Origin of the sequence: Elioraea sp. (assembly GCF_022842375.1) — a bacterium.
GTDB lineage: Bacteria > Pseudomonadota > Alphaproteobacteria > Acetobacterales > Acetobacteraceae > Elioraea_A.
Genome location: NZ_JALHPR010000003.1, coordinates 227,007 through 238,489 on the forward strand (window position 1 = coordinate 227,007; position 11,483 = coordinate 238,489).

At 70.1% G+C, this 11,483-nt stretch carries 10 protein-coding genes; 6 read left to right on the forward strand and 4 right to left on the reverse strand.

The window, feature by feature from the left end:
* Positions 1-6 precede the first annotated feature (6 nt).
* The 3 genes from ugpA to Q0C38_RS04535 all read right to left on the reverse strand — a co-directional run bounded on the left by ugpA (position 7) and on the right by Q0C38_RS04535 (position 2,645).
* Positions 7-888 carry a sn-glycerol-3-phosphate ABC transporter permease UgpA gene (ugpA, locus tag Q0C38_RS04525; RefSeq protein WP_291295870.1) on the reverse strand — a complete coding sequence of 294 codons (882 nt, stop codon included), beginning with the start codon at positions 886-888 and terminating at the stop codon, positions 7-9.
* An 84-nt stretch (positions 889-972) separates the two neighbouring features.
* Entirely contained in the window at positions 973-2,313 is a 1,341-nt protein-coding gene (gene ugpB, locus Q0C38_RS04530) for a sn-glycerol-3-phosphate ABC transporter substrate-binding protein UgpB (protein WP_291295871.1), read from the reverse strand.
* 131 nt (positions 2,314-2,444) lie between these two features.
* On the reverse strand, positions 2,445-2,645 hold the full coding sequence (locus Q0C38_RS04535; protein ID WP_291295872.1) for a DUF2842 domain-containing protein: 201 nt from the start codon (positions 2,643-2,645) through the stop codon (positions 2,445-2,447).
* Positions 2,646-2,887: 242 nt separating this feature from the next.
* Between Q0C38_RS04535 and Q0C38_RS04540 the strand changes: the two genes are divergently transcribed.
* The 3 genes from Q0C38_RS04540 (at position 2,888) to Q0C38_RS04550 (ending at position 7,006) form a co-directional block, all read left to right on the forward strand.
* The gene (locus tag Q0C38_RS04540) at positions 2,888-3,403 is read left to right on the forward strand and encodes an adenine phosphoribosyltransferase (protein ID WP_291295873.1); all 516 of its coding nucleotides are present in this window, start codon (positions 2,888-2,890) and stop codon (positions 3,401-3,403) included.
* Between the two features lie 7 nt (positions 3,404-3,410).
* Positions 3,411-5,423 carry an ATP-binding protein gene (locus Q0C38_RS04545; protein WP_291295874.1) on the forward strand — a complete coding sequence of 671 codons (2,013 nt, stop codon included), beginning with the start codon at positions 3,411-3,413 and terminating at the stop codon, positions 5,421-5,423.
* 101 nt (positions 5,424-5,524) lie between these two features.
* Complete coding sequence (locus Q0C38_RS04550; RefSeq protein ID WP_291295875.1) at positions 5,525-7,006, forward strand: O-antigen ligase; 1,482 nt, start codon at positions 5,525-5,527, stop codon at positions 7,004-7,006.
* On the opposite strand, the gene Q0C38_RS04555 is transcribed toward Q0C38_RS04550, so the two are convergent.
* A complete protein-coding gene (locus Q0C38_RS04555) occupies positions 6,960-7,952 on the reverse strand; it encodes an acyltransferase family protein (protein WP_291295876.1) in 993 nt (330 codons plus the stop codon). The two genes, Q0C38_RS04550 and Q0C38_RS04555, sit on opposite strands and share 47 nt — an antisense overlap.
* 140 nt (positions 7,953-8,092) lie before the next feature.
* Between Q0C38_RS04555 and Q0C38_RS04560 the strand changes: the two genes are divergently transcribed.
* From Q0C38_RS04560 to Q0C38_RS04570, 3 genes are read left to right on the forward strand one after another with little or no spacing between them, the layout of a single operon-like run.
* Positions 8,093-9,787, forward strand: a complete 1,695-nt coding sequence (locus tag Q0C38_RS04560) for a thiamine pyrophosphate-binding protein (protein ID WP_291295877.1) — start codon at positions 8,093-8,095, stop codon at positions 9,785-9,787.
* The gene (locus Q0C38_RS04565) at positions 9,784-10,728 is read left to right on the forward strand and encodes a 3-hydroxyacyl-CoA dehydrogenase family protein (RefSeq protein ID WP_291295878.1); all 945 of its coding nucleotides are present in this window, start codon (positions 9,784-9,786) and stop codon (positions 10,726-10,728) included. The genes Q0C38_RS04560 and Q0C38_RS04565 overlap by 4 nt, the downstream gene beginning before the upstream one ends.
* On the forward strand, positions 10,725-11,483 hold the full coding sequence (locus Q0C38_RS04570) for an SDR family NAD(P)-dependent oxidoreductase (protein ID WP_291295879.1): 759 nt from the start codon (positions 10,725-10,727) through the stop codon (positions 11,481-11,483). The genes Q0C38_RS04565 and Q0C38_RS04570 overlap by 4 nt, the downstream gene beginning before the upstream one ends.

Below are 11,483 nucleotides of genomic sequence, written 5' to 3' on the forward strand. Positions count from 1 at the left end.
GCCCGCTCAGTAATGCACCCGCCGCTCGATGTAGCGGAACTGCACCACCGTCAGCGCGATCACCACCGCCATCAGCACGACTGACTGCGCCGCCGACGAGCCGATGTCGAGGTTCACGCGGCCGTCGATATAGGCGCGGTAGATCAGCGTCGTCGTCGCCTGCCCCGGGCCGCCCTTGGTCAGCGCGTCGATCACGCCGAACGTGTCGAAGAAGGCATAGACGAGGTTGACCACGAGCAGGAAGAAACTGGTCGGCGACAGCAGCGGGAAGATGATCGTCCAGAACCGCCGGCTCGCGCCGGCGCCGTCGATCGCCGCGGCTTCCAGCACGCTTTTCGGGATGGCCTGGAGGCCGGCAAGGAAGAACAGGAAATTATACGACACCTGCTTCCAGGCGGAGGCGAGAATGACGAGGGTGAGCGCCTGGCCGCCATTCAGCTTCCAGTCGAAATTCACGCCGGCCGCCATGAACATCCGCCCGAACAGGCCGATCGACGGATGGAACAGGAACAGCCACAGGATGCCCGCTACGGCAGGTGCGATCGCGTAGGGCCAGATCAGCAGCGTGCGGTAGACGTGGGAACCCTTGATCTGCCGGTCGGCCATCACGGCAAGCAGCAGCGCCGTTCCCATCGCCAGCACGGTGACGGAGACCGAGAACACCACCGTCGTCCAGATCGAAGCGCGGTAGAGCGGATCCTCGAACAGGATGATGAAGTTCTCGAGGCCGACGAAGGTGGTGCGGATACCGAACGCGTCCTGCCGCTGCAGCGACTGGATGACCGCCTGTCCGGCCGGCAGGAAGAAGAAGATCGCGGTGATCGCGAGCTGCGGCGCGAGCAGCGCGTAGGGCAGGGCCTTGTTCTTGAAGATCACGCGCCGCTGCATCGGGCCCCCATCATGACGGACATGGCCGCCGGTGCGCTGCGCACCGGCGGCCGCGCCCTCATGTGTCTAGCACGAGCGCCAAAATCAGGAACGGTTGGTGCGCTCGAACGTCCGCAGCACGGCGTTGCCGCGGCGGTTGGCGTTCTCAAGCGCCTGTTGCGCGTTCTGCTGGCCCTGGAACGCGCGCTCGAGCTCTTCCTGGATGATGTTGCGGATCTCGACGAAGCCGCCGAGGCGGAAGCCCTGGCTCTGCGGTGTCGGCGAGGCGCGGTTCAGCTGGATGATCGCCGAATCCGAGCCCGGATTGCGCGCGTAGAAGCCATCGGCCTTCGACTTCTCGTAGGCGGCGATGGTCAGCGGGACGTAGCCGGTGATCTGGTGCCACCACGCATCCTGGTCGGTCTGGCTGATGAACCGGTAGAACTCGGCCACGGCCTGGTACTCGGCCGCGGTCCGGTTGCGAGCGGTCAGCGTCCAGAGGCTCGCGCCGCCGATCACGCCGTTGCGCGGGCTCTCGATCACGTCGTGGTGGTAGGGCAGCGGCACCGAGGCCCAGCGGAACTTCGCCTCGTTCACGATGCGCGCCCGCCCGGCCGAGGAGTTGAAGCTGATCGCGCACTCGCCGTTGGGAAACAGCGGCTCGGCCGCGGTGTCACGCCCGGCGTAGCGGAACAGCCCCTCGCGCTGCATCTCGAGCAGGAAGTTCACGTGCTTGAGGAAGAAGGGGTCGGTCAGGTTCAGGGTCGCATCCATCCCCTCGAAGCCGTTCGCCTTCGTGGCGTAGGAGACGTTGTGGATCGAGGCCATCTGCTCGAACATCACCCAGGTCGGCCAGGCGGTGGTCACGGCGCAGGCCTGCGGGTTCTGCGCCCGCACCTTGCGCGCGGCCTCGCGCACCTCGGCCCATGTCCGCGGCGGCGTCGTCACGCCGGCCTTCTCGAGTGTGTCGAGGTTCAGCCACATCACCGCCGAGGAGGAGTTGTGCGGCATGGAGACGAGGCGGCCCTGCGTGTCGCTGTAGTAGCCGCGCACGCCGGCGAGGTACTGCGCGGGGTCGATCGCGACGCCGGTTTCCTGCGAGAGCTGCCACACCGGCTTGATCGCCGGCCCCGCCGCCATCATCGTCGCGGTGCCGACCTCGAACACCTGGGCGATGTGCGGCGGGTTGCCCGCACGCCAGCCGGCGATCGCGCCAGTCATCGTCTCGACGTAGCTGCCCTTGAAGGTGGCGACGACGGTGAAGCGGTTCTGGCTGTCATTGAAGCGCTTGACCTGCTCCTGCACGCGCTCGCCGAGCGCGCCGCCGAGGCCGTACCAGAACTGGATCTCGGTGCGCTGCTGGGCGGCCGCCGGCCCGGTCGGGATGGCGGCGACGATCGCGCCTGCAATCAGGCAGGCTCCCGTCAGCAATGTCCTGCGAAGCATGGTGGCTCTCCCCGTTGGTGGATCTTTGGCTCAGCCCGAAGGTGGAATGGGGCATGTAGCGGGCGCATGTTACGCGACGGTGACAGAACCGTGAAGCTTCCAGGTCAGTCCTTCCGCCCGGGAGAACCGGATCAACCGGCTGGTCGTCCCGCCACCACCCAGCGCATCAGCCGTGCCGCCGGAAACGCCCAGGCGATCCCGGCGATCGCGAAATAGACGAGGTCGATCGCCCAGTGATGCCCCGTCGCCAGCTCGGCGAGTTCCAGCACGGCAAAGAGGTAGAGGGCGAGGCCGACGATCCCCGCCAGCCATGCGATGGCGGCGCGGCTCATCGGGAGTGGCCCGTCGACAGGGGAATGGTGGCGTCGTTGTTCATGCCTGCCGATATAGGTGGCCGCCCGGCGGAGCGTCAGGTCCCGGCGGATCAGCCGGGATGACGCTCCCCTCTCCCCTCGGACGCGAGAGGGCCGGGGTGAGGGTGGGGGCCACCGGACCTGCCCCGATTGCGCAGGGCACTCTCCCTCCGGTAGCATTTGCGTGATCGGCATGACCGCGGAGCGAGGAGCGATCGCCCATGGACCTCCGCGACCATATCCGCGGCATCCCCGACTTCCCGAAGCCCGGCATCCTTTTCTATGACATATCGACCCTGCTGGCCCACGGCGAGGCCTGGGCCGTCGCGATGTCGCGGATGGCCTCCCTCGTCCGCCGCCACCAGCCTGACCTTGTGGCCGGGGTGGAGAGCCGGGGGTTCCTGGTCGCCGCCCCGCTCGCGCTCAAGCTCGGCTGTGGCTTCGTCATGCTGCGCAAGCGCGGCAAGCTCCCTGGCCGCGTGCTCGGCCATGACTATGCCCTCGAATACGGCAGCGACCGGATCGAGGTGCAGGAAGGCATGGTGCCAGCCGGCGCCCGCGTCGTGGTGGTCGATGACCTGCTGGCCACCGGCGGCACGATGGCGGCTGGAATCACGCTGCTCCGCCGCGTCGGCGCCGTGGTGCCGGCAGCCGCCGCGCTGATCGAGCTCTCCTTCCTCGGCGGGCGCGCGCGGCTCGACGTGCCGTTCGAGGCGCTGGTCAGCTACGAGGCATGAGCCCGGAATGACCGGCGTCGGCGGCAGGTCGGAGGCGCCAGGCGGGACCGATGCTGCTCTCCTCGCCGCCGCCATCGCCGCCACGCCGACCGGCATCGTCATTTCCGACCCAGCCCTGCCTGACTGCCCCATCGTCTTCGCCAACCCGGCCTTCACCGCCATCACCGGCTATGGGCCGGACGAGGTGATCGGCCGGAATTGCCGGTTCCTGCAGGGCCGCGACACCGACCCCGAAGCGGTTGACCGTGTCCGCCGTGCGATCGCCGCCTCACGGCCGGTGACGGTCGAGATGGTGAACTACCGGCGCGACGGCACGCGGTTCTGGAACGAGCTCCGCATCGCCCCGGTCTTCGGGGCCGACGAGCGGCTCAGCCATTTCATCGGCGTGCAGCATGACGTGACGGCACGACACCGCGCGGAGGAGGGGCAGAAGCGCGCCCGCCGCGCGGCCGATCGGGCGAACCGCACCAAGTCCGACTTCCTCGCGACCATGAGCCACGAGATCCGCACGCCGATGAACGGCATGCTGGGCACGCTCTCGCTGCTGTCGGAGACCGGGCTGTCATCCGAACAGCGCGCCTATGCCGAGACGGCGCTGCGCTGCGGCCAGGACCTGCTGGCCATCATCAACGACATCCTCGATCTCTCGCGCATCGAGGCGGGCATGCTCAGGCTTGGCGAGGCCGCGTTCAGCCTTGCCGACACGCTGCGGGCGGTGCTCGACCTCGCCGCGCCGGCGGCAGCGGCCAAGGCGATCGGCCTGTCGGTGATGATCGACCCTGCCCTTCCGCCGGTGCTGCGGGGCGATGCGCAGCGGCTGCGCCAGGTGGTGCTCAACCTCGTCGACAACGCGGTGAAGTTCACCGCCATCGGCGGCGTCACGATCAGGGCGGATGCGGCCGGCGCCGTGGCCGACGGCACGCTCCAGCTTCGCATCGCCGTCATCGATACCGGGATCGGCATTCCCCGCGCAGTGCAGGCGCGGCTGTTCCGGCGCTGGACGCAGGCCGATGCCTCGATCGCTGGACGGTTCGGCGGCTCCGGGCTTGGGCTGACCATCTGCCGCCGGCTGGTCAAGCTGATGCGGGGCGCGATCACGCTGGAAAGCGAGCCTGGGCACGGTGCTACCTTCACCGTCACCCTCCCGCTCGCCGTCGCGCACACCTCCACGACCATCCCGCCGGAGGGGCGCATCCTGCCGACGCCGACGCCGATGCCGGCCGCCACCGAGACGGCCAGGGGGACGGGGCAGGGTGCCCGGATCCTGCTGGCCGAGGACAGCCGCGCCAACCAGATCGTCGCCGCCGCCATCCTCCGCCGCGCCGGCCATGTCGTGACCGTCGTCGAGGACGGCGAGGAGGCCGTCGCCCGCGCCGCCGGGGGCGGGTTCGACCTCGTGCTGATGGACGTGCAGATGCCGCGCCGCACCGGCATCGAGGCGACCGAGGCGATCCGCGCCCTGCCCCCGCCCGCCGGCCGCGTGCCGATCGTGGCGATGACGGCCTCCGACCTGCCGGAGGACCGTGACCGCTGCCTCGCCGCGGGGATGGACGGCTTCATCACCAAGCCGGCCAATGCCGCGACGCTGCTGGCCGCCGTCACCGGCACGCTCGCCGCGTCGACGCCTGCCGTGTCGACCGATGCGCCGCCGCCGAGCGGCCTGATCGATGATGGCGTGGTGGCCGAGATGGAGGCCGCCGTTGGCGCTGTCCGCATGCCGCAGCTGATCGCCATCTTCGCCGAGGAGACCGAGAGCCGCCTCGCCCGGCTCGGCCAGGCGATCGCGGCGTGTGACCGCGCGACGATCGCCCACCTCGCGCATGGCATGCGTAGTGCCGCCGGCACGTTCGGTGCGACCGCGCTCACCCAGGCCGCGCGCGCCCTCGAGCAATGCTGCGCGGAGGGGAATGAGGCAGCGCTGCGGGGCGCCTATGCCCCGGTTCCCGGCCTCGCGGTCGCGAGCCTTGCCGCGCTGCGCGCCCGAACGACTTCCTCCGGCCAGGACCCGACAGGATCGTGAGCGGGGCCCGCATGCAGCAGCGGTTGCGCGCAAGGCGCGGTTGAGCCTAGGACATTCACGCCTGGGCAAGCCATGCCTGCCATGCTCCGCCACGCGGGGTGGTGAGCCTGGCTGCAGGACAAGCCGCAGAAGGAGCATCGGCAGACCGTGACGGGCATGTTGTGACAGGCGTGATCGACCAGGGCGGCGCCAGGCGCGGAGGCGGCGGCACCGGCTCGGCGCAGGAGGTGATCGCCGGGTTCGGCCCGCGCGCCCTGCCGCTGCTGCTGCTCGCGGGCGCGGTGGTGCTTGCCGTTCTCTCCTGGCTTCAGCCGAGCATGTTCATCCGGACGCTGATGCCGCTGCTGTTCATGCTGCCGCTGGCCCTGGTGGCGCTGATGCAGCCCTCGCTCGCGACCGCTGGCGTCGTGCTTCTCGTCGCACTCGGGCCGACCACCCTGCTGCCCGTCGGCGCGAGCCAGGCAACGGCGCTCACCAAGGTCGCCGGCATCGGCGTCGCGGGGCTCTGCGCGCTCCGCTACGGGCTGTCGCGGCAGTTCAACGGGCCTGGCCTCGGTTTCCTGGCAGCGACGGCACTGACCGCGGCCCTCGGCACGCCGCTGCCCGGCGTCACGCTCGGCGAGAACGTGCGCAGCCTGATCGGCGGCATCGCCCCGTTCGCCTTCATCAGCGCCCGCTATGACAAGCGGGCCTACCGCATGCTGACCCTCGCGGTGCTCGCCGGACCGCTGGCGAGCGTGGTGATCTCGATCCTGCTGGCCCCGCTCGGCATCGGCAACGGGCCGATCGTGAACGGCCGGCTCGACGGCATGGTTCACCCAGCCAACCTCGCGAGCCTCTCCGTCACCGCGATCACGGCAGCGACCCTCGAGCTCGTGCGCGGCGACCGGTCGGGCATCATCTGGCTCGGCATCAACACGCTCATCCTGTTCGGCTCCGGCGCGCGCGTGCCGCTGCTGCTCACCGTGCTGTTCGGGGTGAGCATCCTGCTGCTCAGCCGCACCAGTCATTTCCGCTTCGGCCAGAAGCTGCGGCTGACCGCGCTCGCGCTGCCGGTGGCCCTCATCGGCGCGGCGATCTTCGGCCAGCGCATCATCGAGCGCAGCTTCACCGACCATTCCGGACGCGCCGGCTTCCAGGCCTCAGGACGCGACATCATCTGGGAACTGTTCATCGTGGCGATCTCGCGCAGCCCCTGGTTCGGCCAGGGCGTCGGCGCCGGCCGCTTCGCCGTCGACATCGAGGACGTGGCGCTGCTCGGCACCAACGCCGCGCACAACGAGTATCTCCGCCTCGCCGTCGATTTCGGCGTCATCGGCACAGGCCTCATCTTCCTCGGCTTCTTGGTCTGGATCGCGCGCGAAACGCGGCGGATGCCCTCTGGCGAGGCCGTGGTGATGCGGGCTGCGGGCGTGGTGCTCGCGCTGCACAGCATCACCGACAACACGCTGATCGCGCTGACGATGATGGTGCGCATGTTCTGGTTCGCCGTGGTGTTCGACCGTGCGCGCAACGAGCGCGCGGCGCGCATGGCGCTCAGTCGGTCATCCGGTCGATGGCAGGGTGCACGCGGAACAGCGTGAGCTTCACGATGATCGGGCCGAGCGTTCCGGCCAGCATCAGCACCGGGAAGAACAGCAGGAAGTTCACCCCGTCCCACGGCATCACCCGCAGCATCACGCCCTTGGCGACGCCGATCGCGATCGTGTTCAGCAGGTAGATCGCGAAGGTGAAGCGCCCGAACACCTGCGACCATGCAGGCGCCTGGCCGTGCACCGCGAGCACGGTGCCATGGATCGCGGGGATCGACAGCAGCGCCGTCGCGAAGGCGATCGCGTCCCGCCAGGCGCCCGGCGCGAAGCCCCAGGCGACCAGCAACACGGCGAACACCGGCGCGATCACCGGCCCGAAGCGTCGCAGCGGCGCATCCAGCCGCTCCGCCCTCTCTCCCGCCAGCGCGCCGAGAGCGAAGTAGAGCGCCACCTCCGCCGCCTTGTTCAGGTAGACGCGCTGCGGCAGGCCTGTCGCCAGCAGCACCGCGCCGATGGCGAGGTGCGGCCAGTATCCGGCACCCAGCCGGAACAGCGGCGGCGTGACGGCGAGGAACAGGAACAGGCAGAACATGAACCAGACCGAGCCAGACGGGCTCTGCCCCGTCGTCCAGAACAGGTCGACCAGCCCGTCGAGGAAGCCCGCCGGGCGGTTGTCGACATGGATCACGTGCGCGGCGAGCATCTTGCCCAGCAGCACGATGAGGCCGAAGGCGAAGAACGGCACGAGCAGCCGCACCGCGCGCGATCGCAGGTAGGCGCCGTAGCGGTCCATCGGCACGGCGCCGAGGGCCTTGTAGCCGGCGACGTAGCCCGACAGGTACATGAAGAACGGCATGTGGAATCGATAGACCGCCGCGCGCGCATGGTCGTACCACGCGTTGTCGAGCGGGCTCTCGCGCGCGACGATGTGGCCGAACACCACGAGCAGGATCGCGATGCCCTTGGCATTGTCGATGTCGAATCGCCGCGCCGCCATGTCGTTCCTTCCTGTCACGCGCGGTCCTACCCGAACCAGCCCCGGCCTGTCATGTCCCGAGCCACCCTTTCCAATGCCTCGGTTTGGCGCAATCCTGCAGCCACGGCACGAAGGAACAGCAAACGGGAGGGTGCGCCGCGATGCGCGACGAGGCGGAGGCCGGGCAGCCCGGCAGCGAGGTGCTCGCCGCGATGCTCGCCGGCTATGGCGTCAGCCACGTCTTCTTCGTCGATGCCATCCTCCGCCGCACCCTGATCGCGATGGAGGGCCACGGCATCCGCCGCATCCTCGCGCACAGCGAAAAGGCCGCCGCCTACATGGCCGACGGCTACGCCCGCGCCTCCGGCCGCGTCGGCGTGGTGATGGCGCAGAGCGTGGGTGCCGCCAACCTCGCCGCCGGGCTGCAGGATGCGTTCCTGCACCGCGCGCCCATCGTCGCGCTGACCGGCCGCAAGGCGCCCGCCGCACAAGCCCGCAACGCCTACCAGGAGATCGAGCACCGCCCGATGTTCCGGCCGGTGACGGTGTTCGACGCCGATGTCGATGCGCCCGACGAATTCCCACGCCTGCTGCGACAGGCGTTCCGCGCGGCAACGGGCCCGACGCCGCGGCCAGCGCATCTCGACCTGCTCGGCCTCCAGGGCGAGGGCATCGAGACCGCAACGATCACCGCTGACCGGTCGGTCGAGCCGCGCCACGCCGCGGTGCCGGCGCATCGCCCGCCGCCCGCCGCCTCCGACATCGCCGCTGCCGCGGCGGTTCTCGGTGCCGCACGACGCATCGCGATCGTCGCCGGTGCGGGTGCCTTGCTGTCGGGCGCGGGAGAGGCGCTGGCCGCCCTCGCCCGGCGCCTCTCTGCCCCCGTCGCCACCAGCCTCGGCGCGCGCGGCATCATCGACACGCGTGACGCGCTCAGCGTCGGCACCGTCGGCACCTATGGCGCGCCGCCGGCCAACCGCATCGTGCATGCCGCCGATGCCGTGCTGTACGTGGGCACCCATGCCGGCGACCAGCCGACGATGGATTGGCGCGTGCCACGGCCCGGCATACCCATCGTACAGATCGACGCCGACGCGACCGAAATCGGCCGCGCCTACCCCAACACCACCGCGGTGCCGGGCGACCCGCGCCTGGCAATCGAGGCGCTGCTCGCGGCCCTTCCCGCCACCCCGCGCGCACCGGACTTCGCCCAATGGGCCGCCGGCATCGTGCATGACTGGCGCGCGGCGATGGCACCACTCATGGCCTCCGATGCCTCGCCCATCCGCGTCGAGCGCCTCTGTGCCGAGATCACCCGCGCGCTGCCGGAGGATGGCATCCTCGTCGCCGACACGGGCTATTCCGGCATCTGGACGGCGACCTGCGTCGACCTCTCGCCGCGCCAGACCTATCTCCGCGCCGCGGGCTCGCTCGGCTGGTCGTTCCCCGCGGCGATCGGCGCAGCACTCGCGCAGCCAGGGCGGAAGGTGGTGTGCTTCTCGGGCGACGGTGCGATCTACTACCACCTGACCGAACTCGAAACGGCACGGCGGCACAACGTTCCGCTCGTGCTCGTGATCAACAACAATAGCGCCTTCGGCCAGGGCCTCGTGAACGTGCGGCGGATGCAGGGCAACCGGCCTGGGAACCCTGACGAGATCATCCGCTTCGGCCCGACCGATTTCGCCGCGATCGCGCGCGCCTTCGGCGTGCACGGCTTCAGGGTCGAGCGTGCGGGCGACATCGCCGCCGCGCTGGCACAGGCCGTGGCGATCAACGGCCCCGTCGTCGTCGATGTCGTGACCGACGCAGAGCCACGCGCACCAGAACCCTGGGTCCCGGGAGTGGAGGAATGACGATGCAGGTTGCCGTCCTTGGCGCAGGCCTCATGGGCCACGCGCTTGCCCTCGTTCACGCCCTTGGCGGCTGCCGCGTGCGGCTGACCGATACGCATGCACCGACGCTCGCGCGTGCACCGTCGCTCATGTCAGCCGCGCTCGCCACGCTGCGCGAGGCAGGCGAGACACCGCACGATGATGCCTGGCTTGCCCGCACCATCACCACCCACGCCGATCTCGGCGAGACGCTCGAGGGGGCCGAGCTCGTCGTCGAGGCGATCACCGAGGACCCCGATGCCAAGCGCGCGCTGTTCGCCGCCGTCGACGGGCTTGCGCCGGCCGACGCGATCATCGCCTCGAACACCTCCTATCTCGATCCCTTCCCCCTGATCCCTGAGGCACGGCAGCACCGGGCCGCGATCGCACACTGGTACACGCCGCCCTATCTCGTCGACCTGGTCGATATCGTTGCGGGCCCGTCATGCGACCCGACGATCCCGCTCGCCTTGCGCGACCTCTACGCCGGCATGGGCAAGCGGCCGATCGTGATGCGGAAATTCGTGCCCGGCTTCATCGCCAACCGCATCCAGGCCGTGGTGAGCATGGAGCTCTACGCGCTCCTCGATGACGGGGTGGCCGATGCGGCCGAGATCGACGCAGCCGTCATCCACGGCCTGTCGCTGCGCATGCCGCTGCTCGGCCACATGATGAAGGCGGATTTCACCGGGCTCACGCTCACCCAGAAGGCACTTGCCACCGCGATGGTGCCGCCGCCCCCGCAGCGGAAGGCCAGCACGACGATCGATGCGCTGATCGCCGAGGGTGCGACCGGGGTCGCTTCCGGCCGTGGCTTCTACGACTATGGCGGCCGCACGCCGGCCGACCTCTTCGCCGAGCGTGACCGCAAGCTGCTGGCACTCAAGCGCGCGCTGCGCGACATCGGGAGCATGGTGCCATGAAGCTTTCCGGCCACACGGCGCTCGTCACCGGCGGCGCCTCCGGCATCGGGCTCGCAACGGTCGAGCAGCTCGCACGCCTCGGCGCTGCCGTTGCGCTCAACCACCTGCCTGGCGACCCGGCAGGGCCAGCAGCGGTCGGCCGCCTCTGCGCGGAGGGATACGCCGTGATCGCCGCCCCGGGCGACGTGTCCGACCCCACCTCGATCGCGGCGATGGTGGGCGATGCGATCGCGGCCCTCGGGCGGCTCGACATCCTGGTCAACAATGCCGGCACGCCGGCGACGCGCGCGCCCATTCCGCCGGCCGAGCTCGAGGCGATGACCGATGCGTTCTGGGAACGGATCATCGCCACCAACCTGCTCGGCCCCTTCCGCTGCACGCGCGCGGCAGCCACGGCGTTGCGCTCGTCGAAGGGCGCGGTGGTCAACACCGCCTCGATCGCCGGGCTCACCTCGCTCGGCTCGTCGATCGCCTATGGTGCGTCGAAGGCCGGGCTGATCAACCTCACCGTCAACCTCGCCCGCGCACTCGCACCCGAGTGCCGTGTCAATGCCGTCGCACCCGGCGCGGTGGACACGCCCTGGCAGAAGGACTGGCCCGAAAGCCGCAAGCGCGCGGCGGAGGAGAAGGCGCTGCTGAAGCGACGCTGCACCGCCGACGATATCGCCGAGGCGATCGTGTTCCTCGCCACCACCCCGGCGCCGATCACCGGCCAGACGCTGGTGGTCGATGCAGGATTGACGCTGGCGTCGTAG